Source organism: Mesorhizobium sp. M0207, assembly GCF_040321995.1.
Lineage (GTDB): Bacteria > Pseudomonadota > Alphaproteobacteria > Rhizobiales > Rhizobiaceae > Mesorhizobium.
Genome location: NZ_JAMYSQ010000013.1, coordinates 80,830 through 104,825, shown reverse-complemented (window position 1 = coordinate 104,825; position 23,996 = coordinate 80,830). Strand labels below are relative to the sequence as shown.

Sequence of the window (23,996 nt, the reverse complement as noted above, 5' to 3'; positions counted from 1 at the left end):
CGAGGCTCCTGAAATCCGGTCAGGCCGAGTCGAAAACGGTTGGTTTCGAGAACCGGAGCGGAGCGTACTTCAGTACGTGAGCACCGGAAGCGGAGAAACCGGCCGTTTGCAGGCCGGGCCTCATCGGATTTCCTTAGAGCACGCCGGCTTCGTTCTTCAGCTTGTCTACCAGTTCGGCGACGCTCTTGACCTTGACGCCCGCCTTGCGGCCGCCCGGCTCCTCGGTCTTGAGCACTTTAAGCCGCGGCTTGACGTCGGCGCCGTAATCGGCAGGGCTCTTCTCGTCGAGCGGCTTCTTCTTGGCCTTCATGATGTTGGGCAGAGACGCGTAGCGTGGCTGGTTCAGCCGCAAATCGGCCGTGACGATCGCCGGCATCTTCAGTTCCAGCGTCTGCAGGCCGCCATCGACCTCGCGCGTCACCGTGGCCTTGTCACCGTCGAGCACGATCTTGGAGGCGAAGGTGCCCTGCGCCCAGCCGAGAAGTGCGGCCAGCATCTGGCCGGTCTGGTTGGAATCGTCGTCGATCGCCTGCTTGCCGAGAATGACAAGGCCGGGCCGTTCTGCCTCGACGACGCCCTTCAGCACCTTGGCGACGCCCAGCGGCTCAGTCTGCTCGTCGGTCTTGACCAGGATGGCGCGGTCGGCGCCCATGGCGAGCGCCGTGCGCAAGGTCTCCTGTGCCTGCTGCGGCCCGATCGACACGACGATGATCTCTTCGGCCTTGCCAGCTTCCTTCAGCCGGATCGCCTCTTCGACCGCGATCTCGTCGAACGGGTTCATCGCCATCTTGACGTTGGCGAGTTCCACCGCCGAACCGTCCGCCTTCACCCGGACCTTGACGTTCGCATCCACAACCCGCTTCACGGGCACAAGGATCTTCATTTGCCTGTCACCTCTTTCACGATAGTCTCTTCACGCTCGTCGGGCGCGCTATAGCAGCGTGCACCTCTTCAGAGTTGTCGAAAGCCGACATTCCGGACGGAATTCTGGTCTTCGCCACGCCAGTAGGGTGGCGCTTCCGTAGTTGCGGCGACCCCGCGCGTCAATATCCGGGGCGCACTCGGATGCTCGGCGAAGCACTCAAATCGGTTCAGTCCGGACCGGAAACTGTCCCCCGGCCCCAGCGCGGCGCCGGCTGCGCAGGTTGTGGGTCGCTTGGCGCCGGCTCCACGGCTACGGGCGCCGGACCGGCGACCACGGCCGGCTCCTCGTCTGCGCCGGCGAGTAGCGGTACGCCGCGGCTGCGCAAGACAAGCACCAGCACGGCTCCAGCGATGATGCCGCCGATATGGCAGGCCCAGGAAACCTGATCCTCGCCCCCCAGGGCGAACATGAAGATCTGGAAAAGGATCCACAGGATCAGCGGGATGAAGGCCGGAATGCGCAACGGGATGCGCGCGAAGACCAGCACCCATACCTTCACCCGCGGATAAAGGATCAGATAGGCGGCGACCACACCGGCGATAGCGCCCGACGCGCCAATCAGCGGCACCCGCGAATCCCAGGCAACCAGACCCTGGAGGAAAGCGCCGGCGATGGCGCAAAGCAGGTAGAAGACGAGGTAGCGGACATGGCCAAGTGCATCCTCGACATTGTCGCCGAACACCCACAGGAACAGCATGTTGCCGCCGAGGTGGAAGATATCCGCGTGCAGGAAGGAATAGGTCAGATAGCTCAGGCTCTCCGGAATGACGACAAATTGCGGAGCGAGCTCGACGCTGTCATGCACAACCGACGGGATGAAACCGAGGCCCATCACCGCGGCGTTGGCGAAATCCTCGCCGCCCAATGTGGTGACAAAGTAGATCAGCACGTTGAGCGCGATCAGGCTGATCGTCACATATTGCAGCTTGATGTGCCGCAGCCGGTTGGTGTCATAAAGCGGGATAAACATCAGGCCTCTCCCGGTTCCGGCAGATTCAGCGGTTCTTGCCGGGAACCCATAGCACGTCGGCATTTCCGTTGTCATTGACCGCGCGTGCGGCGACGAACAGAAAGTCCGAGACACGGTTGATGTATCTTATCGCCTCGCGGTTGACGTGCTCGTCTGGATCTTGCGACAGCGCAACCATGATGCGCTCGGCGCGGCGGGCCACCGTGCGGGCGAGGTGAAGGGCAGCCGCTGCCGGCGTACCGCCGTTGAGCACGAAGGATTTGAGCGGCTCAAGGTCCTTGTTGAGGAGATCGATGTCCTGTTCGACGCGGTCGGTCTGCGAGGCGATGATGCGCAACGGCTCGTAGTCGAGCGGCTTGCCATTATTGGGGACTGCCAGATCGGCGCCGAGGTCGAAAAGGTCGTTCTGGATGCGGCCGAGCATCGCATCGATCGCCGGATTTACTGCCGCGGTATGAATGCGGGCCATGCCGATGCAGGCATTGGCCTCGTCGACCGTGCCGTAGGCGTCGATGCGAAGGTCGGATTTCAGCCGCCGCTCGCCGGAGCCGAGACCGGTGGTGCCATCGTCGCCAGTGCGGGTGTAGATCTTGTTGAGCTTGACCACGGGGTACCTCCCGGCTGGTGCTGCGTCACTTACGGGTGAAATACACCGCCAGCATGATCAGCACCAAGGCCACGAACTGCAAGAGCACGCGCGTCTGCATCAGCTTGTTGGAGGTCATGCTGGAGCCGCCGCGCATCATGTTGATGAGGCCGCGGATCAGCACGATCACCACTGCGACCATGACAAGAACGGCGAGGATGTTGAAGACGGTTGCCATGGTGTGTTCCAGTTGAATTGCGTTCAGGCGCGATTGGCGAGCAGACGGTAGAGTGCAGAAGCCGGCAGGATGCGTTTAAGGATCACACCGATCCTGGCCGGCACTGTTACCACATAATGCGGGCGCGGGCGCCGCGACAGAAGCGCATGGTGCAAGGCGGCATAAACCACCTCCGCCCCGGGCTTCAGCCGCGATGTGCTGCCGCCGGCCCGCAGCCGTTTGAGTTGCGCCGCATAGGCGAGGCGATGAACGGAATTCTCGTGATCGATATTCGCCAGGAACCATGCGAGGCTGTTGCTGGCGATCTTCGATTTCACCGGCCCCGGCTCGATCAGCGAAACATGGATGCCGCTACCCCGGAGTTCTTGATAGAGGGACAGCATCAGCCCTTCGATAGCGTGCTTCGATGCCGAGTAGGCGCCGCGAAAAGGCACCGGCGCGAGGCCGAGGATCGATGAGCAATGAACGAGACGACCATGGCCCTGACGGCGCATCACCGGTACGACACGGCGAGTGAGGTCATGCCAGCCAAAGACATTGGCCTCGAACTGCTGCCGTAAAGCCTTGACCGGCAGGTCCTCGACGGCGCCGGGCTGTCCGTAGGCGCCATTGTTGAAGAGCGCATCGAGCCGGCCGCCGGTCCGTTCCAGCACCGACGCCACCAGCGCCTCGATCGATCCGGGCTCGGTGTAGTCCAGATAAAAGGCCTCGATGCCGTCGGCCTCGAGCGCAGCGATATCTTCTGGCTTTCGGGCCGTCGCGAACACCCGCCAGCCTTCCTTCTTAAGAGCATGGGCGCAATAGGCGCCTATACCGGAAGAGGCACCTGTGACAATGATGGTGCGCAACTCTTCTCCGGGAGGAATGGTGGTTTGACCTAGGGTTGTCATTTACCGCAAACCCTTCCCATATTCGCGGCGTCGGGACAATCGAAGGGAACGCGGTTCTTGTTGCGGAAGATCGTAGCCCTCAAACGCGTTCTCTACGACGCGCTCGGCCATTTCAACACCGACGACGGCTGGGCAATGGCCAGCCATCTGGCGATCACCGCGCTGATGGCGCTTTTTCCTTTCCTGATCTTCGCTACGACGCTGGCGAGTTTTTTCGGCGCGCAGGCTTTCGCCGACACCGCCGTGCACCTTGTGTTCGACACATGGCCCGAGCAGATCGCCAAACCGATCGCGCGCGAGGTGCTCAACGTGCTTACCGTCCGGCGCAGTGACCTGTTGACCTACGGTATCGTGCTTGCCGGATATTTCGCCTCGAACGGCATCGAGGCGCTGCGCACCTCGCTCAACCGGGCCTATCGTGTCTCGGAAACGCGCGGCATCATCTACCGGCGGGTGCAGAGCATCATCTTCGTGCTGATCGCGACGGCCGGGTTTTTGGCCATCAGCGTGCTGCTGGTCTTCGCGCCGTTGCTGGCACGGCTGGCCGAGTCGCATTTCGAATGGATAAAACCTTATATGGGCACGATCACGCTGTGGCGGTACGTCATCGCCTCGGTCGTCATCATCGGCGGCCTGTTCGCCGTGCATTTCTGGTTGCCGGCCGGCAAGCGCCGCTTCGTTTCGATCGTGCCTGGCATCATCTTCACGCTGGTCGGCTGGCTCATCGGGTCGACCATCTTCGCCGCCTATCTCGATCATTTCTCGTCCTATGTGACGACCTATGCCGGCCTCGCCTCGATCATGATCGCCGTCGTCTTCCTCTACATCGTATCAGCGATCTTCATCCTCGGTGGCGAGCTCAACGCCGCGATCAGCCGCTATTTAGAGGCGCGTGCCCGCGTCGGCGGCTGAGCCGTCGCCAGCCCGACGCCGAGCGTCGCGATCGCCATGCCGGCGATCTGGAGCGGGCTCAAGTGCTCACCGAACAATGCCCAGGCGATGACCGCGGTGACGGCCGGCACGAGGTAAAACAGCGAGGCGACCTTCGACATTTCGCCGTCGCGGATCATCACCATCAACAGGAAGATGGCGCCGATCGACAGCACTAGCACGAGCCAGGCCATGGCGAAGATCAGTTCGCCATTGACGATGACCGTTCGCGTCTCGAAGGCTAGCGAGGCCAAGGCCATTACAGATGCACCGCCGACATATTGCCAGAACGTGGCAGCCACCAGATCGCCGCCGGAAGCAAAGCGCTTCTGCCAGATCGTGCCGGCGCTCATGCCGAGCACCGAGACAAGTGAGGCGCCCACCGTCTCGGCCGTCACCCCGCCGCCGAGCGCGCCGAGCTTCGGCCAGAGCACGATCACCACACCGATCAGCCCGAGGCCGAGACCGGCCCAGTGGCGCGGCAGGATGGCCTCGCCGAGAAGCCTGCCGGCGAGCACTGCCGTGATCAGCGGCTGCAGGCCGACGATCAGGGCTGAAAGCCCGGCGGGCATGCCCCGGTGGATGGCCCAGAACACGCCGCCGAGATAGACGCCATGCATCAGGATGCCGGCGCCGGTCGCGTGCAGCGCCTCGTCGCGGGTGGCACGGCTCGAACCAAGCGCGGCCATCAAAGCGACAAGCAGGATTGCGGCCAGGACAAAGCGCGCGGCCAGGAAGGTAAAGGGCTCCGCCCACGGCATGGCATAGCGCGCGCCGATGAAGCCGGTCGCCCACAGGACGACGAAAGAGGCGGGGATGAACCGCTTGAGGCTGTGCATTTTTCCGGAGGCCACGCGTCGGTGAGGACTGATTGTCGCGCTTGCTCTAATGCCGTTCCGAGCGGAAGGCAAAACCAAACCGTTGATCCATAGGCTCATTTCCATTCAAGGAATGCCTTTGGCGCCGCTAGAGACCGACCAGCCGCCTCACATCGTCCGGCGATGCGCCCGTCTTACGCTGGGCGGCAAGGCCGGTATCGCCAAGACTCTTCGACAGTTTTCGTCCGTCCGGGCCGAGGATCAGGCGATGGTGAAAATAGGCCGGCTGCGGCAGGCCAAGCAGTTGCTGAAGCAGCCGCTGCACGCTGGTCGCGGAATAGAGATCCTGGCCGCGCACGACATGGCTGACGCCCTGCAGCGCGTCGTCCATGGTGACGGCGAGGTGATAGCTGGTCGGGATTTCGCGGCGCGCCACGACCACGTCGCCCCAATCCTGCGGATGGGCTTCGACACGACGCGTCGCGGAGAGCGTCTCGTTCGTGTATTCGGCCCATGACAGGTCCTTGCCGGCGCGCGCTATTGCCGCATCGACGTCCAGCCGCCAGGCAAATGGCACATTTTCGGCCTGGCGCCGCTTGCGTTCGCTCGCCGTCAACGCCTTGTCGGCGGCAGGATAGAGCGGCACGCCGTCCGGGTCGCGCGGCCAGTCGCGGCCACGCTTCTCGCTGTCGGCGATAAAGGCGCGGATCTCACTTCTGCTCATGAAGGCCGGGTAGACAAGTTCTTCCTCGATCAGCCGCTCGAGCATCGCCCGATATTCGGCAAAATGCTCGGACTGGCGGCGCACCGGTTCCTCCCAGCCAAGCCTCAGCCATTTCAGGTCGCGAAAAATGCCTGCCTCGAATTCCGGCGTGCAGCGTGTCGTGTCGATATCCTCGATGCGCAGCAGCAGGCGTCCGCCCGTCGCCTTTGCCAATTTCTGATTGAGCAGCGCCGAATAGGCATGGCCGAGATGCAGTTCGCCGTTCGGGCTCGGCGCGAAGCGGAATGTCAGCAGTGTCATTGTCCGGCGGCAATCGGGTTGTGTGGCGCTTTCGCCAATTGCTACTTTGCGCCGGTGGCGTCGTGCGTCCAGAGGGACACGTGACGAAGCGTGCGGCACTTTTGATTTTGGAACAAGCAGACATGCAACGCATCGCCAGTCTCGACGACATTGCGCAAGGGCTGGATAGGCTATGCTTACTCGACCCACGCCTGGAAAGAGTGCGCGGCATGGCCGGCGAGGTGCCGCTCAGGCTATCGGAGCCGGGGTTCAGGAGCCTTGCTTCCATCGTCGTTTCGCAACAAGTGTCCCGCGCGAGCGCCGACGCCATCTTCGGCCGGCTGACGAGACTGCTCGATCCGCTGACGCCGCAGGCGATACTTGCCGCCGACGAGGTGATCTTTCGCGAGGCCGGGCTGTCGCGACCCAAGCAGCGCGGCCTGCTTGCCGTCGCCCGGGCGGTGGCCGACGGGCTCGACCTCGATCACCTCTGCCGGCTCGATGCAAGCGAGGCGATCGCGGCCATGACCAGGGTGCCGGGGATCGGCCCGTGGACGGCTGAAGTCTACCTTTTGTTTGCCGCCGGACACCCGGACATCTTTCCGGCGCGCGACGTTGCACTGCAGAGCGCGGTCGGCCATGCACTAGGCATCGACCCGCGTCCGCCGGAGAAAATGCTGATCCGGCTTGCCGAATCATGGAGCCCGTGGCGCGGTGTCGCATCGCGGCTTTTCTGGGCTTATTATCGCGAATTGAAGGGCAGGGATGCCGCGCCTCCGGCCTGAATCCGCAAAAAAGCATTGAAATCATGCGTTTTTGAGACCCGGCATGATCGACAATCCGCTTCACATCCCTGTCATGTCGGGCTTACAGTATCCGCGTCGACCGGTTCTAGGGTGAAGGAGGTCAACGACGTGACGGTTGCCGTATCTCCGGATGGGCTTCCAGCGCTGGTGCTGAACGCGGATTACCGTCCGCTCAGCTATTACCCCCTGTCGCTCTGGTCCTGGCAGGATGCCATCAAGGCGGTGTTCCTCGAGAGGGTGAACATCGTCGCCGAATACGAACACGCCGTCTCTTCACCGACCTTTTCGATGAAGCTGCCGAGCGTCGTCAGCCTGAAGGCTTACGTGAAGCCGTCGAGGCATCCGGCGTTTACCCGTTTCAACGTCTTCCTGCGTGACCGTTTCCAATGCCAATATTGCGGCACGCCGGACGATCTGACGTTCGACCATGTCATTCCTCGCCATCGCGGCGGCGCCACGACCTGGGAGAATGTCGTCGCTGCCTGCTCGCCCTGCAATCTGAGGAAGGGCGGCATGATGCCGGCCCACGCCAAGATGTGGCCGCTGCAGAAGCCCTACCAGCCGACGGTGCATGATTTGCATAATAACGGCCGGCTGTTCCCGCCCAACCATCTACACGAAAGCTGGATGGATTATCTGTACTGGGATGTCGAACTCGAGCCCTGAGATCATCCGATAATTCGGGACGCTGGCCGTCTGAAGCGATTTTCTGCGCTTCCGATGCTCACGGACCAATGTCCGCTCCGCTTCGGTTCTCGGCAATCACTCCACCCGACTCAGCCTGCCGAATTCTTGGATGATCTCGTGTCGCGCTAAATCAGTCGCGGGCGAAGGCGCTGCGGAAGGCTACGACTGCCAGGACAAAGCTGGCGATGGCGTTCCAGCCGGCCAGCGACAGGCCGAGAATGCGGAGCGCCGCCTTGTCGCAGGAGGGCGGGACGAATTTGTCGAGCGCATCGAGCACGCCCTTGCCGCCGGTGTCCACCGGCCCGGCGGCTGCGGTGCAATCGGTCGGGCCTGGCCACCACGCCCATTCGACACCGGAGTGATAAACGCCGAGATAGACGCCGTAGAGCATCAGCAGGCCGCCAATGGCCAGCAGGCCACGGCTTACCCAGGCTGGCGCCTGAAGAGCCGACGCAAGCACCGCCAGCAGCATCAAGGGCACGCCGACGTAGTAAGGCGTGCGCTGCTCGAGGCAGAGCTTGCAGGGGATGTAGCCGCCGAGATACTGGAAGGCCAGCGCCGAGCCGACCGTGGCGGCCATGGCGACAGCGAGGAACAGGGCGGTGCGCAGCCGCTGGCGTCCGGTATCGGTATTCACGGTCGCTGTCATCGGGCTCAGTCCATTCGGTTCGATGCCGTTCAGACGGCGTATTTGACGACGATATAGAGCAAAATCAGGGCGGCGGCGGCGGCGCCTGCAATCTGGCCGAGGCGCTTTTCGATGAAGTGGCGGATCGGCTCGCCATAGCGGCGCAAGAGCCACGCGAGAAACAGGAAGCGAGCACCGCGCGCCACGATTGCCAGCACGATGAACAGCAGCAAAGGAACACCGATGACGCCCGACAGGATCGTCACAACCTTGATCGGCGGCAGATGGGCGAGGCCGGAGGTGACCAGCATCAGGATGATGAAGCCAACACCCGACGAGACGCGCATCGCCTCGAACTCGTCATATTTGCCATAAAATTCGAGGATCGGCCGCGCCACCGCATCATAGGCATAATGGCCGATGAACCAGCCGGCGATGCCGCCCAGTACCGAGGCAACGGTGGCGACCAGCGCGTAACGATAGGCGCGATCCGGCCGCGACAGCGCCATCGGCAGATAGAGGACGTCGGCCGGCACCAGGAACACCGAGCTCTCGACGAAGGCGATGAAGGCCAGCCACCATTCGGCGGATTTGCTCGCCGCCAGCGACAAGGTCCAGTCGTAAAGTCCGCGAAGCATCGGCACTCCTAATGCACGCCCAAACCAGAAGCGGTCTTGGGATCACGACATGTACAAACAAGACTTGGAAGCGCCCAGCATCAACCTCGTCGGACGAGGTGCGCTTCAATGACATGCGCCGCCTGTCTAGAAAGATTTTCCGCGCTGCACAATGGCAGCTGCTTCACGAAATCGAAAGGCTGAGGCTTGAGCGAGCCCAGATGTCGGGATTTGGCCAGTTGACGAACAGGCCTCCAACCGTATAGTCCGCGCCCATCCAGGCCGCCCGGCCTGAGCCCCTATGGCGGAATTGGTAGACGCGCTCGACTCAAAATCAGGATGCGTCTACCGTCAGCCCGCAGGGTAATAGGATTGGAGGTCAATGGGTTAGGAGTTAAGAGCCGCTTAATTCTCGAACTGCCACCCTCTGCGTAGGTGCAGCATGAGAGCGTTGAGAGGTAAATGAGTTAGCGCCTTGCGGGTGTGGTGAAACTGGTAGACGCGCTGGATTCAAAATCCAGTTCCGAAAGGAGTGTCGGTTCGAGCCCGACCACCCGCACCAACTATCGGCCAACAAACTTTGAGAACGGCAGTCATTTCACCTGTCGCGCCAGAGTTCGAATCGTGTCGGCCGCCCACCTCCACCAGGATACTCCGCAATGTCCGGTGATGGATGGGACAGATCAATACATAAAATCAATATGTTATGAGAGATCGTGTGCAAAAACTGCACACGAAAGGTCCGCTACTCTTCTGGTTTTCGTTCCTGCGATGGAGTAGCCGACGGGCCTCTTGGGACGCCTGTTGAGTAGCTGCGCTGTCCTATCCTGCGAGGACCGTTGCTGGTGTATCCGCGATCTGCCGTCTTTCAGATGGCGGACGTCACCCATGTCGGTCGACCAAGATCAAGCTTGATCCCGCTGACCACGCGACGCCGCTGATGTGCTCGACACCAATGCCCGACTGCGTCGGCGCATTACGCGTGAGCCGTAAGAAATAAAATGACCAGTGCGCTTGAGCCCGCTGCAATATCAAAAAGATGCCCCGGCTTCAGGGAGGCCACACGCGCCGCCCATTCGTCGGCTGTGAAAGCGCGTCGTTGCAATGCAAGTGAAAAAAACTACCGGCCAATCAAAGCGAACATTTCTGGACTGTTTGCCGACCGAGGCGGAGTTTGATGAGGCTCAACTTCAGCCGGGACCGAAATGGCCTTACCGACCGATCCAGATCACCACGCCCGGGAGACGCTCCGGCTGATCGGCCCCGATCCGCAGAACTGGGTGCCGGACCGGGAAGGCATCGACCACAATGTCTTCATCGTTGGCGGTGGGCAGACGGGGGCGACCTTTGCCTTCGCGTTGAGGCGTGCCGGCATCGGCAAGGTTACTGTCGTCGACGCGGCACCGGATGAAAGCAAGGCCGGCATCTGGTTCACTCATGCACGGATGAACCGGCTGCGAACGCCAAAGGGCTTGCCGGGGCCGGAACTCGGCTTGCCGGGCTTGAGCTTTCAGTCCTGGTACGAAGCCCGCCACGGTGCGGAAGCTTATGCCGGATTCGACCGCATCGCACGGACGGATTGGGCGAACTACCTGAAATGGTATCGCGCGTTCCTCGGTATCGGCATCCGTTACGGCACGCGTCTCATTCGCATCGAGCCGGCCGGCGGGCTTTTTCGCCTCCACCTCGAAGCCGACGGCACGCCATCGGTCGAAACGGCGCGCAAGATCATTCTGGCCAATGGCTTTGGCGGCAGCGGCGGTCCAGTGATACCGGCGGTACTTGCCGCCTTGCCGCGGGGCCTTGTCGCACACAGTTCAGCGGCAATCGATTTTGCCTCGCTCAAGGGCAAGGCAATCGCTGTCGTCGGGTCGGCGGCTTCGGCATTCGATGCGGCCGGAGCTGCCCTTGAGGCCGGCGCGAAATCGGTGCGTCTCTTTGCCCGCCGCAACAGCATTGCCAGTGTGCCGATCAACCGCGTGCGAAGCTATCCCGGCGCCTATGACAATTATCCTCGGCTGCCCGATGCGGTGCGCTGGCGCCAGGCATTGCGCTTCCGCGAGGCCGGTTCAACGCCGCCGCTCGATGCGGTGGAGCGGGCGGTGCGGCACCAGAATTTTCATCTCCATCTCGGTGCCCCCTGGACAAATGCGGATGTCGAAGACGGCAAGGTCGTCACCGATATCGCAGGCGAGACGTTTGCGTTCGACTTCGTCGTCGCCGGCACCGGCTATTTCGCCGACCCGACGCGCAAGCCTGAGTTCGCCGATTTCGCCGCCACCATCCGGCTATGGCGAGACCAGTACGGGCCGCCGGAAGCAGAGCTGGATGAATTTTTCGGCGCCCATCCCTATCTCGGCCTCGGCCATGAATTCCTCGAGAAGGCGCCGGGCGAAGCACCGTTCCTGAAGAATATCCATGTTTTCAATCCCGGCGGCTTCGTCAGTTTCGGCCTGCCGATCGGCGATGTTCCGTCGATCAGGCGCGATGTGCCGGCCGTTGTCGCGCGCATCAGCCGCGATCTCTTCCTCGCCGATCTCGACAGCCATGAGAGCCGCATAACCGGGAGCCATCCGGCCGAGTTCGGCGAAGACGCCTATGCCGCTTCCGTCTGGCGGCCGGCGCAGACCATCGCGGCGGAATAGGCATTTTTCGATGGACAAACGCCGATGACCTTCAGCCCTGACCTTTCCGACCCGTTCGTCGCCACGGCGGTCGAACTGCGCGATATCTTCGATCGGGATGCCGTGGCGCGCGACAAGGCCGGCGGGCGGCCCGTCGAACAGATCCGCCTGCTGAAGGAAAGTGGTTTGCCGTCGGCGCAGATTCCCAAGCGCTATGGCGGCAAGGGCGCACCCTGGCTGTCGGTGCTTCGCGTCGTGCGCGAATTCGCCCGCACCGACGGCTCGCTCGCCCATCTCTACGGATACCATCATCTGCCGCTCAATGGCGTGCTGTTCCGTGGCACGCAGGCGCAGAGGGACCGGCTGCTGACACGCTCGGCAAGGGAGAACTGGGTCTGGGGCAATTCCGGCAACGCCATGTCGAAGACGTCGACGGCCAGGCGCAACGGCACGGGCTGGATCCTGAGCGGCTTTCGGCCGTTCTCCTCCGGTTCCCACATCGCAGACTACATCCAGGTTGCCTGGGAGGACGGCCAGGATAGACTAGCGGCAGCGATCCCGGCTGACCGTGAGGGCATCGTCATCGAGGATGACTGGGATGGTGTCGGCCAGCGGCAGACCGGCAGCGGCAAGGTGACGTTCAAGGACGTGCATGTCGGCGACGACGAACTGATTGGCTCGCCCGCGGTGCCGCTGACGCCGTTCCAGACGCTGACGTCACTGTTCCAGCAGGCGGTCCTGCTCAACCTGTTCGTCGGCAGCGCGCAAGGAGCGCTGAGCGAAGGCCGGGACTATACGGTCTCGCAATCGCGCCCCTGGGTCTATTCCGGCTATGAGAAACATACCGACGATCCGTTCGTGCAACGCAAATATGGCGACCTCTATATCCGCACGCTCGCCGCGGCCGAACTGGCCGATATAGCAGCATGCAGCCTCGATGCCGCCTATGGCCAGGGCGAGGCGTTGACCCTGGAGCAGCGCGGGCAGACGGCGATCGATCTCGCCACCGCCAATGTCTACGCCGGACAAGTCGGCCTCGACGCGTCGAGCGAGGTTTTCGAGGTGATGGGCGCCCGCTCAGCCACCAAGGCCAACGGCTACGACAGGTTCTGGCGCAACGTGCGCACGCACACGCTGCACAATCCGGCCGAATACAAGAAGCGCACGATCGGCACCTGGTTGCTGACCGGGGAATTCCCGGCCGGCGGACTGTACCGCTGAGGAGGCGAAAAAAATGGCCAGGCGCAAGGACAAGCTCAAGCTGGGAGCGTTTCTGCTCTTCACCGGTCACCATGTGGCGGCCTGGCGCCATCCAGCGGCAGGCGAGGGGACCAGCCTCGGCGACTACGTCGAACTTGCCCGGCTGGCGGAAGCGGCCAAATTCGACGCGATCTTCTTTGCCGATGGCGTCGCGGCGCGGCTGAGCAACCTCGAGGCCGCCAGCCGCAAGGCGCATAGCGGCGTCTATCCGTTCGAGCCGATCACGCTGCTGTCGGCACTGTCGGCTGTGACGAGGAACATCGGCCTCATCGCCACGGCGTCGACCAGTTTTTCCGATCCCTACAATCTGGCCCGCCAGTTCGCGTCGCTCGACCATCTGAGCGGCGGGCGCGCAGGCTGGAATCTGGTCACCTCTTCCGATCCGGAGGCAGCGTTCAATTTCGGTCACGAGACGCATATCCAGCATGGCGAGCGCTACGACCGCGCCGAGGAATTCGCCGATGTCGTGCTCGGCCTGTGGGACAGCTGGGAGGATGACGCCTTCCCGCGCGACAGAGCAAGCGGGCGCTATTTCGACAAGGACAAACTGCATGTGCTGAACCACAAGGGCCAGCACTTCAAGGTGCGTGGTCCCCTGAACACGCCGCGAACGCCGCAAGGTCGTCCGGTCGTGGTCCAGGCCGGCGCGTCGGGTCCGGGCAAAGAGCTGGCGGCTCGTACCGCGGAAGCGATTTTCGCCGCGCAGATCACGCTCGACGAAGCCACCGCCTTCTATGCCGACGTCAAGGGCAGGCTCGGCAAATATGGCCGCTCGGAGGATGACCTGAAAGTCCTGCCAGGCATTTTCCCGGTCGTCGGCCTCACTGAAGCCGAGGCGCGGGGGAAGTTCGAACAGCTGCAGGATCTCATCCAGCCGGAAGTCGGCCTCGGTCTGGTCTCGGCGCTGGCCGGCGGCTTCGACCTCAGCGCCTATCCGCTCGACGGGCCGGTGCCGGATTTGCCGGAGACCAATGCCGGCAAGAGCCGGCAAGCGCTGGTGATCGATCTGGCGTGGCGCGAGAACCTGACGATCCGGCAGCTTTATCTGCGCATCGCCGGCGCCCGCGGCCACTGGCAGGTGGTCGGCACGCCGCAACAGATCGCCGACACCATGGAAGAGCGGTTCGAGAATTACGGCGCCGACGGCTTCAACATCATGGCGCCGATCATGCCCGGTGGCCTGAAGGATTTCATCGAGCTGGTGGTGCCGGAACTGCGCCGCCGTGGCCTGTTCCGCGACGAGTATGAGGGCAGCACCTCGTGCGACAATCTCGGCCTGAAGCGACCGGCAAACCGTTTTTCGCGGCATGCCGCGGCAGCTGCGGAATAGGCCGGCAATGGCGCGCGACACGCTCTTTCTCATCCAGCCGGGTTTCGCCGACCCAAATCAGCCGGGCCAGACGTTCGTCTGCCCCTATTGCAACCAGGTTGAGGGATTGCTCGCAGCCTTTCCCGATCTCGCCGCCAGACTCGACGTTGAGCGCGTGCCGTTTTCGAGGCCGAGAGGCAAGGTGATCGACGCGCTCGGCGAACGGCACCAGTCGCTGCCGGTGCTGATCATCGGCAGCAATCCGCCCGCCGACTTGCCGACGGCCAAGGGCAAGGTCTTCGCCGATGACACCAGGCGCATTCTTGCACTGCTTGCCGAGCGCCACGGCTTCCCGCAGCTGCATGAGTGAGACGATGACCTTCGATCCCGATACGTCCAATCCATGGATCGCCAAGGCGGTCGAGTTGCGCGACATCTTTGCCCGCGATGCGGTCGAGCGCGACCAGCTTGGCGGCAGGCCTACCGAACAGATCCGTCTTCTCAAGCAAAGCGGCCTACTCACCATCGTGATCCCCAAGGAATTCGGTGGCGCCGGGGAACCCTATTCGACGGCGCTGAAGATCGGGCGCGAGTTCGCCAAGGTCGACGGCTCGATCGGCCATATCTACGGCTACCATTTCAGCGCACTGATCGCCGCCAGGCTCAATTCGGACGAACCGCGCTCAGCCGATCTGCTGCGGCGTTCGGCTGCCGGCGACTGGTTCTGGGGCAACACCGGCAACAGTTTTTCCAAAACGCTGTTCGGCCGCAAAGATGGCGAGTGGACGATCGTAAACGGCTTCAAACCCTTCGCCTCCGGCTCGCATGTCGCCGACTATCTTTCGACCTCGTGGGAAGACGAGGTCAGCGGCGAGAGGAAATTCGCGGCGATCCCCGCAAATCGCGAAGGCATCACCGTTCTCGACGACTGGGACGGCATCGGCCAGACGCAGACCGGCAGCGGCAAGGTCGCCTACAAGGACGTCAGGATCCACGACAGCGAGTTGGTGCGCGGTTGGGTCGACGCGTCGTTGCCAATCCGCACCATCGGCCCGCTGCAGCAGCAGAGCGTGTTGCTCAATGTCTTTGTCGGCACGGCCCAGGGCGCGCTGCTGGCGGCGCGAGATTATACGCTCAACAGTTCGCGGCCGTGGATGTATTCCGGCGTCGAGCGCCATATCGACGATCCATGGATCAAGCGGCAGTATGGCGAGCTCTGGGTCAAGACGCGGGCGGCGACGGCGCTGGCCGATCGCGCGGCGGCGGCGATCGATCATGCGATCGCGCGCGGCAAGGCGCTGACCGAGCAAGAACGCGGTGAGGCGGCGGTTGCCGTCGCCGCGGCCAATGTGCTGGCAGGCGATGTTGCGCTCGAAGTCACGACCGAGATATTCGAGGTGATGGGTGCCCGCTCCGCAGTGCGCAAATACGGCTTCGACCGCTTCTGGCGCAACGCACGCATTCACACCTTGCACAACCCTGCCGAATACAAGACCCGCACCGTCGGCACCTGGTATCTGACCGGCGCATATCCCGAGCCCGGCGCCTTTCGATGAGCGGCCGGCAGCTCCATCTCAACGTCAACATCCTGCATGCCGGCTTCTCGCCGGCGGCATGGCGGATGGACGGCGTCGACCCCTATGCCGCCTTCACCGTCGGCCACTATGTGCACGTGGCGAAGATCGCCGAGCGCGCCAAGCTCGACGCCATCTTTCTTGCCGATCAGGCAGCAATCTCGGACCGCATTGACTATCGGCCGATCACATCTCTGGAGCCGACGATTGTGCTGGCGACGGTAGCCGCCGCAACCGAGCGCATCGGCCTGATCGCCACCGCTTCAACCAGCTTCAACGAGCCCTACAATATCGCCAGGCGCTTCGCGACGCTCGACCATGTCAGCGACGGACGCATCGGCTGGAACATCGTCACCACGGCCGATCCCGCCTCGGCCCGCAATTTCGGCCTCAACGGTGCCATCGATCATGGCCGGCGCTACGAGCGGGCGGCGGAATTTGCTGACATCGTCAAGGCATTGTGGGACAGCTGGGAGGACGATGCCTTCATCGGCGACGTCGCCAGCGGGCGCTTCGTCGATGCCACCAAGGTTCACGCCATCGACCACAAGGGCGCACATTTCTCGGTGCACGGGCCGCACAATGTGCCGCGTTCGCCGCAAGGGCATCCGGTGGTCGTCCAGGCCGGCGGGTCCGATGACGGCAAGGACCTCGCCGCCCGCCACGCCGAAGCCGTGTTTTCCGCATCGCAATCTTTCGAGGAAGCGCTCGGCTATGCGCGGGAACTTAAGGCGCGTGCCGTCGCCTATGGCCGCACCGGCGGCGTGCCGCTCAACCTCGCCGGCCTAGCCACTATCATCGGCAGCACAGAGGGGGAAGCGGAGCGGCGGCAAGAAGAGCTGTGGGATCGCATTCCGCTCGACTACAGCCTTGGGCGGCTGTCCGGCGTGCTCGGCATCGATCGCGAGCGGCTGAAGCTCGATGAGAAGTTGCCGGAACGGATTCAACTGCCCCCCAACGGCGGCCACACCTTCTTCAAGGCCACGCTCGCGCTCGCCCGCAGCAATGATTTCACGGTTCGCCAGCTGATCCGGGCGCTGAACGGCAGCACTGGCCACCGCACCATCGTCGGCACGCCGGAGCAGATCGCCGACGATATCGAAAGATGGTTTGTCGCCGGCGCCGCCGACGGCTTCAACCTGATGCCGGACGTGCTGCCGACCGGACTGGAGGTCTTTGTCGATACGGTGGTGCCGATCCTGCGCCGGCGGGGGGTGTTCCGAACGGAATATGAAGGGCGCACGCTGCGCGACCATCTCGGCCTTATCAGGCCCGAAAGCCGCTTTGCACCGCAGCCGAGCAAGGCGCCAGGGCTGCTAGGGGCAGCCCTTTGAATGATCATCAAAATACAACGGAGCGGAGGGTCCTGCCATTGACCTCCATGCCCGGCCAAAATACAGGCCCGACAATGAGCGCTGATACCGAATTTCTTTGGTACATCCCGAACCAGGTCGCTCCCGGTCACCGCGGCGAGCCGGCCGTCGAGAACCACAACAGCCTGGAGACGCTGACCAGCCACGCGAAGGCGCTTGAGGAATACGGCTGGAAGGGCGCGCTGATCGGTACCGGCTGGGGTCGGCCCGACACTTTTACTGTCGCGGCCTCGCTCGCCGCGCGGACCACCTCCTTCGAGCCGCTCATCGCGATCCGCCCGGGGTACTGGCGGCCGGCGCACTTCGCATCCGCCGTAGCCACGCTCGACCAGCTGACCGCCGGTCGCGTGCGTATCAACATAGTGTCAGGCAAGGACAACCTCGCTGCTTATGGCGACAGCGAAGGTGACCAGATACATCGCTATGCCCGTACCAGAGAGTTCATGCGCCTGGTTCGCAGACTTTGGACTGAAGAGAACGTGACCTTTGCGGGCGAGCACTTCCAGGTCACTGGCTCTACCGTGATGCCCCGCATCCATGTCCGTGGCGATCGTCGCCATCCCAAGCTCTACTTCGGCGGCGCGTCGGAGGCGGCGGAGCGGGTGTCGGCCAGCGAGGCGGATGTCCAGCTCTTTTGGGGTGAGCCGCTCGACGGCGTCCGGGAGCGGATCGAGCGGCTCAAAGCCTTGAGCAGGGAACTCGACCGAGACCTCCCGCCTCTGGAGTTCGGGTTGCGGGTCACCACGCTGGTCCGCGACACCGCTGGGCAGGCCTGGGCGGATGCAGAAGCGAAGGTCGACGAGATGGCCAAGGGCCAGGGAGCCGGCTGGAACGATCACGGTCGGGCGGTAGCGGTGGGCCAGCAGCGTCTGCTCGATCTGCACGCGCGCGGCGAGGTGCTGGACGACAATCTCTATACTGCGCCGGGCAAATATGGCGGCGGCGGCGCTGGCACCACCTGGCTGGTCGGCTCGGCCGCCGACGTCGCCCGCTCGCTCGGCAGATACCGGGATCTGGGCATCACGCATTTCGTGCTCTCGGACACGCCGTATCTTTCCGAGATCAAGCGGCAAGGCGATCAGTTGCTTCCGCTTTTGCGCAACGGGGCCTAAGCCGCGCTTCTTGAATGACCTGGGGTCGTCAGAACACCGGATAAGCCAGATTGCCAGTAGGGAAGACGATGTCACAGCCGGCCGCCTTCAGCATCCGCCCTTCCGACGCTGACCTGCGTGGTGAAGCGGCGCTACGGCGGCGTTATCGAGCGCCGCAAAGCGCGCATACCGGAACCTGGAACGAAGCCCTCGAGGCGATCCTTTCGCATCGCTCGGTCCGCAATTATCTCGCCAAGCCTCTTCCCGAAGGGACGCTGGAACTGATCGTCGCCGCCGCCCAGTCGGCGCCGACTTCTTCCAATCTCCAGGCGTGGAGCGTCATCGCAGTCGAGGATCCGGCGCGCAAGGCGCGGCTTGCCGAACTGGCGGCGATCAATCGCCATATCGAGCAGGCGCCGCTGCTGCTGGTCTGGCTGGCCGACCTGTCGCGGCTGCGCGCCATTGCCGAGGCAAACGGCCGGGTGGGCGAGGGGCTCGATTATCAGGAGAGCTTTCTGCTGGCCGTGATCGACGCCGCACTTGCCGCACAGAACGCCGTGGTGGCGACCGACGCGCTCGGGCTCGGCTCCTGCTACATCGGCGCGATGCGCAATCATCCGCAGGAGGTGGCGCGCGAACTCGGCCTCCCGCCGGAAACCGTGGCGGTGTTCGGCCTGACCGTCGGCTATCCCGATCTCCTGGCTGCGACTGACATCAAGCCCAGACTGCCGCAGGCTGCGGTGCTGCACCGCGAGCGCTATCGATCAGAGCCCGATCCGGACGATCTTGCAGCCTACAACCAGAGGCTTCGATTATTCCAGCAGGAGCAGGCGATGCCTGTGGTGGACTGGACAGAGTTGGTTTCGAACCGCATCGGCAGCAAAGCAGCGCTGAAAGGCCGTGATCGCCTGGGCGAAGTGCTCAAAGCGCTGGGCTTCAAGCTCAAATAGGCGCGCGCCTGCTCGCGAGACCGCGGCGAGGCTATTCGGCCGCGATAATGGCGATGCGCGCCGGAAGCGCCGCCGGCGGTGGGGCGTCGAGAGCGCCGAGCTGGCGCGCCTCGGCCTTCAGCCAGCCATGAAAGCGCTCGACCGTCTCCAGCTTCGCCTTGTGCGGCGTCGTCGCAAAATAATAGGAAAACTCGACCGGCTGCGGTGAGCCGAATGGACTGACCAGACGCCCCGCGGCGAGGTCAGGCTCGGCCAGCCGGAATTTGCCGAGACCGATGCCCTTGCCGGCAGCAGCTGCGTCGAGCACCAGTGACGATTGGCTAAGCCGTATACCGCCCTCGACAAAGCGGCCGGACAGGCCGTTGGATCTCAGCCAGCCCTTCCAGTCAGGGCAGCTTGGATCGCGTTCCGGACCGTCCTCATGCAGGATCGGTGCGTCACGCAGCCCCTCCGGCCCGCGATAGAGACCGTGCATGCGAGCAAATTCCGGGCTGCAGACGGGCAGCACCGCTTCCGAAAACAGCCGTTCCGTCAGCAGGCCGCTATAGGCGCCCGACCCGTAGCGGATGACGCAGTCGACGTCTTCGCTGGCAAAATCGGCAAGCCTGGTCGATGCGTCGACCAGCACTTCTAGGCCGGGTACCGCGTCGCGCAGTGCGTCGAGGCGCGGGATCAGCCATTTGCTGGCGAAGGAGGGCGCGACCGACACTTTGATCGGCGCATCCTCCTCGTCGCCGGAAATCCGCGCGACCGACTCGACAACGACGTCGAAAGCCTCGGTGAGGCCGGGCATCAGCGCCTGGCCGGCCGACGTCAGCAGAAGCTCGCCACGGTTGCGATGGAACAGCGGTTGACCGAGGTGATCCTCGAGCAGGCGGATCTGCTGGCCGATGGCGGCAGGCGTCACATGGAGCTCTTCGGCCGCCCGCGTAAAGCTCAGGTGGCGGGCGGTTGCGACAAAAGCGCGAAGCGACGTCAGCGGCGGAAGCCTCGCCAGCGTCGGCCGCAGCTTCCTTGATTTTGCGCGAATGAGATCGACCATGGAGCGCATTCAACACGTTCAGGCCGGGCGCGACGAGGGCGGGCTTTGCGCCAAAGTGCCCGGTGGAAAATTTCGTTTGCCGCAGCGTCGCGGCAGCGGGAACGGAAATCTAAAAAATCGTAATGTCTACAATTCTTGTAGAAATAAGATCGGAGCGCTGATTTGGGCGTCGAGCAGCTTTGCCAGATCCTGGAATGAAACGGTCGTGCGAAGCGGTGCTTTCGGCAGACGATAGAAAATCATTCTTCCGGTTTTGCGGCGTGGCAGGGATCATCGCGTCGAGGCGCCGGAGTGTGTTCGGCCGCCGGATGCCATCGTAGCCGTTTTCCGGAGCTCAAGGCCATGTCTGTCAATCGTCGTCATTTCAACCAGCTGCTGTTGCTTGGCGGTGCGAGCTTCGCATTGCCCGGGGTTTCCTTCGCTGCCGAAGGAACGCCGGTCCAGGGTGGCACGCTCAACTGGGCCTACTATCCCGACCCCACGTCGCTGATTGCCATCAACACCTCGTCGGGCACCGGCCAGGCGATCGGTCCCAAGGTGAATGAAGGTCTGCTTGATTTCGCCTATGACCTCAGCCCGAAACCGCTGCTGGCGACGGAGTGGTCGATCAGCGATGACGGCCTGCGCTACACCTTCAAGCTGCGCGACGGCGTCAAATGGCATGACGGCAAGGACTTCACGTCGGAAGACGTTGCCTTCACCATCTTCCGGCTGAAGGAGGCGCATCCGCGCGGCCGCATCACCTACCAAAACGTGACCGTGGTCGAGACGCCCGATCCGCACACCGCCATCATCGTGCTTTCAAAGCCGGCGCCCTATCTGATCACGGCACTGAGCAGCTCGGAATCACCGATTGTGCCGAAGCACGTCTACGAAACGTTCAAGCCGGCGGAACAGCCGAAGCTCGAACAGACGATCGGCACCGGTCCCTTCATTCTCAAGGAATGGGTGCCCGGCAGCCATCTGATCTTCGACCGCAATCCGGATTATTGGGACGCGCCTCGGCCCTACCTCGACCGCATCGTCCTGCACGTCATCTTCGACCCGGCCGCGCGTTCGGCGGCTCTTGAAACCGGCGAGATCGATATCGGCGCCAATCCCGTGCCGCTGGCCGACATCGAACGGCTGAAGGCAAACCCCGCTCTGGTCGTCGACACCAACACCTACGCCTATTCCGGCCCACAGCAGCAATTGTTCTTCAATTACGAGAACGAAATCCTGACCAAGCGCGATGTGCGCCTTGCCATCGCCCACGCAATCGACCTGCAGAAGCTGGTCGACATCGCGCTCTACGGTTATGCGCAGGTATCGCCGAGCCCGATCAGCACGGCGCTGCCCAAATGGTATGACCCCAGCATCAAGGCGCGCGAGCCCGATACCAAACTGGCGGAGAAGCTGCTCGACGACGCCGGCTATCCGAGTGGCGCCGATGGGACGCGCTTCAAGCTCCGGCTTGCCTACAACGCGTTCCTGCCGGCGTCCTATGCCGATTTCATCAAGCAGTCGTTGGCGACGGTCGGCGTCGATGCCGAGATCCTCAAGCTTGACCTGTCGACGTTCCTGAAGACCGTCTACACCGACCGCGCCTGGGACTTGGTGGTCGAGTCGCTGTCGAACACCTTCGATCCGACGCTCGGCGTCCAGCGCGCCTACTGGTCGAAGAACTTCAAGATCGGCCTCGTCTTCTCCAACGCTAGCCACTACGCAAACCCCGAGGTCGACCAGATCCTCGAAGCCGCGGCAATCGAGCCCGACGAGACCAAGCGGCGCGAGCTCTGGTACAAATTCCAGCACATCATCCATGACGACGTGGTGTCGGTCGATCTGGTCGCCGCCGGCGCCCAGATCGTCGCCAACAACAAGGTCCGGGATTTTGCGCCCGGCGCTCAGGGGATCAACAACAGCTTCGCGCAGATATGGCTCGCGCCAAACGCCTAAGCGTTCTGCAAGCCCTCTGGTTGGGACCGGCGCGTGAAAACGACGATCCCGACTTTTCTCCATCAAAGATAAATCGCGCAATTCGGAGTACCGACCATGACCATCAATCGACGCCTGTTCAATCAGTTCCTGCTGCTGGCCGGCGCGAGTGCTGGACTTCCCGCCGGGGCATTCGCAGAAGACGCAAAGCCGGTGGCCGGAGGCACGCTCAACTTCGTCTACTATCCCGAGCCCAACCAGATCGTTTCCATCAACACCAGCGCTGGCGGACCGGCCACCATCGGTCCGAAGATTTTCGACGGCCTGCTCGCCTACGACTACGATCTCAATCCGCGACCGCAACTGGCCACCGAATGGTCGATCAGCGACGACGGGCTCGAATACGTCTTCAAGCTGCGCCAGGGGGTGAAGTTCAGCGATGGCCATGATTTGACCTCCGAGGACGTGGCCTTTTCTATCTCCCGGCTGCGCGAAGCGCATCCGCGCGGTCGCATCACCTTCCAGAACGTCACCGACATCGACACGTCGGACCCGTATATCGTGAAGATCAAATTGTCGAAGCCGTCCGCCGCCCTGATCTCGGGGCTGGCCGCGACGGAATCGCCTGTCGTGCCCAAACACATCTACGAGAAGCTGAGGCCGGCCGACGATCCGTCCTTCAAGCAGATCATCGGCAGCGGGCCGTTTGTGCTGAAGGAATGGGTAAAGGGCAGCCACATCCTCGTCGAAAAGAATCCGACCTATTGGGATGCGCCTAAACCCTATCTCGACCGGATCATCTTCCGCTTCATCACCGATCCGGGCGCGCGCGCTGCGGCGCTCGAAACGGGCGAGGTCGACATCGGACCGAACCCGGTGGCCTTCGCCGACCTGGAGCGTTTCAAGGCGCTGCCGCAATTCGTCGTCGACAGCACGGTCTTCGCCTATAGCGGCCCGCTGCACCAACTGATCATCAACCTCGAAAACCCGATCCTGAAGGAGAAGAAGGTCCGTCAGGCAATCGCGCATGCGATCGACCTCGACGCGATCAATGCAATCGTGTTTTACGGTTATGGCCAAGTCTCGCCGACGCCGATCAGCGTCGTCAACAAGAAGTATTTCGATCCCGACGTAAAGGCCGCGACAGTCGATACGGCATTGTCGGAAAAACTGCTCGACGAGGCCGGTTTCAAGCGTGGGGCTGACGGCGTACGCTTCAAGCTCAGGCTCACCAACAATCCCTACAACCCGTGGGGCTATGCCGACTTCCTCAAGCAGGCATTGGCCAAGATCGGCATCGATGCCGAGATCGAAAAATTCGACTTCGGCACCTATGTCAAAACCATCTACACCGATCGCACCTGGGACCTGTCGACGGAATCCTGCGGCAACATCTTCGATCCGAGCGCCGGCGCACAGCGGCTCTACTGGTCGAAGAACATCAAGAAAGGGCTGCCGTTCTCCAACGGCGCGCACTATGAGAACCCGGAGGTTGACCGATTGCTGGAAGCCGCATCGGTCGAGCTCGACGAGGCCAAGCGCAAGCAGCTCTTCTTCAAGTTCCAGGAGATCATCGCCGACGAGTTGCCGATCATCAATCTGATCGCGCCACCGACCATCATCATCGCCCGCAAAACCGTCAAGAACTACGCGCCTGGCGCCGAAGGCCTGTCAGCGAATTTCGCCGACGCCTATCTCGACCCGAACGCCTAAATCTGCCGGGCAATCATGAGAGAAGGGCCGCATAGAGCTGCGGCC

General features: G+C 62.9%; 23 protein-coding genes and 1 tRNA gene. 14 read left to right on the top strand and 10 right to left on the bottom strand.

Annotation, left to right across the window (positions count from 1 at the left end; genetic code table 11):
• Positions 1 to 133 precede the first annotated feature (133 nt).
• The 5 genes from NKJ15_RS18525 to NKJ15_RS18505 form a co-directional block, all read right to left on the bottom strand.
• Positions 134 to 883 carry an electron transfer flavoprotein subunit beta/FixA family protein gene (locus tag NKJ15_RS18525; protein WP_352769951.1) on the bottom strand — a complete coding sequence of 250 codons (750 nt, stop codon included), beginning with the start codon at positions 881 to 883 and terminating at the stop codon, positions 134 to 136.
• Between the two features lie 208 nt (positions 884 to 1,091).
• The gene (locus NKJ15_RS18520; protein ID WP_352816661.1) at positions 1,092 to 1,895 is read right to left on the bottom strand and encodes a rhomboid family intramembrane serine protease; all 804 of its coding nucleotides are present in this window, start codon (positions 1,893 to 1,895) and stop codon (positions 1,092 to 1,094) included.
• A 25-nt stretch (positions 1,896 to 1,920) separates the two neighbouring features.
• Positions 1,921 to 2,502, bottom strand: a complete 582-nt coding sequence (locus NKJ15_RS18515) for a cob(I)yrinic acid a,c-diamide adenosyltransferase (RefSeq protein ID WP_352615986.1) — start codon at positions 2,500 to 2,502, stop codon at positions 1,921 to 1,923.
• A 25-nt stretch (positions 2,503 to 2,527) separates the two neighbouring features.
• On the bottom strand, positions 2,528 to 2,719 hold the full coding sequence (locus NKJ15_RS18510) for a twin transmembrane helix small protein (RefSeq protein ID WP_023677950.1): 192 nt from the start codon (positions 2,717 to 2,719) through the stop codon (positions 2,528 to 2,530).
• A gap of 23 nt (positions 2,720 to 2,742) precedes the next feature.
• The gene (locus NKJ15_RS18505) at positions 2,743 to 3,609 is read right to left on the bottom strand and encodes an SDR family oxidoreductase (RefSeq protein ID WP_352816659.1); all 867 of its coding nucleotides are present in this window, start codon (positions 3,607 to 3,609) and stop codon (positions 2,743 to 2,745) included.
• A 57-nt stretch (positions 3,610 to 3,666) separates the two neighbouring features.
• On the opposite strand from NKJ15_RS18505, the gene NKJ15_RS18500 reads away from it, so the two are divergent.
• Complete coding sequence (locus NKJ15_RS18500) at positions 3,667 to 4,521, top strand: YihY/virulence factor BrkB family protein (protein WP_292656768.1); 855 nt, start codon at positions 3,667 to 3,669, stop codon at positions 4,519 to 4,521.
• Here the strand turns inward: NKJ15_RS18500 and NKJ15_RS18495 are convergent.
• Together NKJ15_RS18495 and gluQRS are read right to left on the bottom strand one after the other, a co-directional pair.
• Positions 4,488 to 5,378 carry a DMT family transporter gene (locus NKJ15_RS18495; RefSeq protein WP_352816656.1) on the bottom strand — a complete coding sequence of 297 codons (891 nt, stop codon included), beginning with the start codon at positions 5,376 to 5,378 and terminating at the stop codon, positions 4,488 to 4,490. The genes NKJ15_RS18500 and NKJ15_RS18495 overlap by 34 nt on opposite strands.
• Before the next feature lie 127 nt (positions 5,379 to 5,505).
• Complete coding sequence (gluQRS, locus tag NKJ15_RS18490; RefSeq protein WP_352768048.1) at positions 5,506 to 6,381, bottom strand: tRNA glutamyl-Q(34) synthetase GluQRS; 876 nt, start codon at positions 6,379 to 6,381, stop codon at positions 5,506 to 5,508.
• 122 nt (positions 6,382 to 6,503) lie between these two features.
• Between gluQRS and NKJ15_RS18485 the strand changes: the two genes are divergently transcribed.
• Complete coding sequence (locus tag NKJ15_RS18485) at positions 6,504 to 7,145, top strand: DNA-3-methyladenine glycosylase family protein (protein ID WP_352471385.1); 642 nt, start codon at positions 6,504 to 6,506, stop codon at positions 7,143 to 7,145.
• Positions 7,146 to 7,274: 129 nt separating this feature from the next.
• On the top strand, positions 7,275 to 7,832 hold the full coding sequence (locus tag NKJ15_RS18480) for an HNH endonuclease (protein WP_023677956.1): 558 nt from the start codon (positions 7,275 to 7,277) through the stop codon (positions 7,830 to 7,832).
• 151 nt (positions 7,833 to 7,983) lie between these two features.
• On the opposite strand, the gene NKJ15_RS18475 is transcribed toward NKJ15_RS18480, so the two are convergent.
• Positions 7,984 to 8,502 (bottom strand): disulfide bond formation protein B, encoded by a 519-nt coding sequence (locus NKJ15_RS18475; RefSeq protein ID WP_352769943.1) that lies wholly within the window; start codon positions 8,500 to 8,502, stop codon positions 7,984 to 7,986.
• A 29-nt stretch (positions 8,503 to 8,531) separates the two neighbouring features.
• Positions 8,532 to 9,119: a YqaA family protein gene (locus NKJ15_RS18470; RefSeq protein WP_023677958.1), complete on the bottom strand. Its 588-nt coding sequence runs from the start codon at positions 9,117 to 9,119 to the stop codon at positions 8,532 to 8,534.
• A 456-nt stretch (positions 9,120 to 9,575) separates the two neighbouring features.
• Here NKJ15_RS18470 and NKJ15_RS18465 point away from each other — a divergent pair.
• From NKJ15_RS18465 to NKJ15_RS18425, 9 genes are all read left to right on the top strand, one after another.
• A tRNA-Leu gene (locus NKJ15_RS18465) sits at positions 9,576 to 9,660 on the top strand.
• A 643-nt stretch (positions 9,661 to 10,303) separates the two neighbouring features.
• Positions 10,304 to 11,743 carry an NAD(P)-binding domain-containing protein gene (locus NKJ15_RS18460; protein ID WP_352816652.1) on the top strand — a complete coding sequence of 480 codons (1,440 nt, stop codon included), beginning with the start codon at positions 10,304 to 10,306 and terminating at the stop codon, positions 11,741 to 11,743.
• A gap of 24 nt (positions 11,744 to 11,767) precedes the next feature.
• On the top strand, positions 11,768 to 12,943 hold the full coding sequence (locus NKJ15_RS18455; RefSeq protein WP_352816649.1) for an acyl-CoA dehydrogenase family protein: 1,176 nt from the start codon (positions 11,768 to 11,770) through the stop codon (positions 12,941 to 12,943).
• A 13-nt stretch (positions 12,944 to 12,956) separates the two neighbouring features.
• Complete coding sequence (locus NKJ15_RS18450) at positions 12,957 to 14,312, top strand: LLM class flavin-dependent oxidoreductase (protein WP_352816646.1); 1,356 nt, start codon at positions 12,957 to 12,959, stop codon at positions 14,310 to 14,312.
• 7 nt (positions 14,313 to 14,319) lie between these two features.
• On the top strand, positions 14,320 to 14,661 hold the full coding sequence (locus NKJ15_RS18445; protein ID WP_352540173.1) for a DUF3088 domain-containing protein: 342 nt from the start codon (positions 14,320 to 14,322) through the stop codon (positions 14,659 to 14,661).
• A gap of 4 nt (positions 14,662 to 14,665) precedes the next feature.
• Positions 14,666 to 15,847, top strand: a complete 1,182-nt coding sequence (locus tag NKJ15_RS18440; RefSeq protein WP_352816645.1) for an acyl-CoA dehydrogenase family protein — start codon at positions 14,666 to 14,668, stop codon at positions 15,845 to 15,847.
• Positions 15,844 to 17,199, top strand: coding sequence for an LLM class flavin-dependent oxidoreductase (locus tag NKJ15_RS18435; protein ID WP_352816643.1), 1,356 nt, complete (start codon positions 15,844 to 15,846; stop codon positions 17,197 to 17,199). Before NKJ15_RS18440 ends, NKJ15_RS18435 begins: the two co-directional genes overlap by 4 nt.
• Positions 17,200 to 17,273: 74 nt before the next feature.
• The gene (locus NKJ15_RS18430) at positions 17,274 to 18,350 is read left to right on the top strand and encodes an LLM class flavin-dependent oxidoreductase (protein ID WP_352616972.1); all 1,077 of its coding nucleotides are present in this window, start codon (positions 17,274 to 17,276) and stop codon (positions 18,348 to 18,350) included.
• Positions 18,351 to 18,418: 68 nt separating this feature from the next.
• Positions 18,419 to 19,279 carry an NADPH-dependent oxidoreductase gene (locus NKJ15_RS18425; RefSeq protein ID WP_352768032.1) on the top strand — a complete coding sequence of 287 codons (861 nt, stop codon included), beginning with the start codon at positions 18,419 to 18,421 and terminating at the stop codon, positions 19,277 to 19,279.
• 31 nt (positions 19,280 to 19,310) lie between these two features.
• On the opposite strand, the gene gcvA is transcribed toward NKJ15_RS18425, so the two are convergent.
• Positions 19,311 to 20,321 (bottom strand): transcriptional regulator GcvA, encoded by a 1,011-nt coding sequence (gene gcvA / locus NKJ15_RS18420; protein ID WP_352816640.1) that lies wholly within the window; start codon positions 20,319 to 20,321, stop codon positions 19,311 to 19,313.
• Between the two features lie 342 nt (positions 20,322 to 20,663).
• Between gcvA and NKJ15_RS18415 the strand changes: the two genes are divergently transcribed.
• The gene (locus NKJ15_RS18415; RefSeq protein WP_352816637.1) at positions 20,664 to 22,259 is read left to right on the top strand and encodes an ABC transporter substrate-binding protein; all 1,596 of its coding nucleotides are present in this window, start codon (positions 20,664 to 20,666) and stop codon (positions 22,257 to 22,259) included.
• A gap of 96 nt (positions 22,260 to 22,355) precedes the next feature.
• Positions 22,356 to 23,951 (top strand): ABC transporter substrate-binding protein, encoded by a 1,596-nt coding sequence (locus NKJ15_RS18410; RefSeq protein WP_352816635.1) that lies wholly within the window; start codon positions 22,356 to 22,358, stop codon positions 23,949 to 23,951.
• Positions 23,952 to 23,996: the final 45 nt, after the last annotated feature.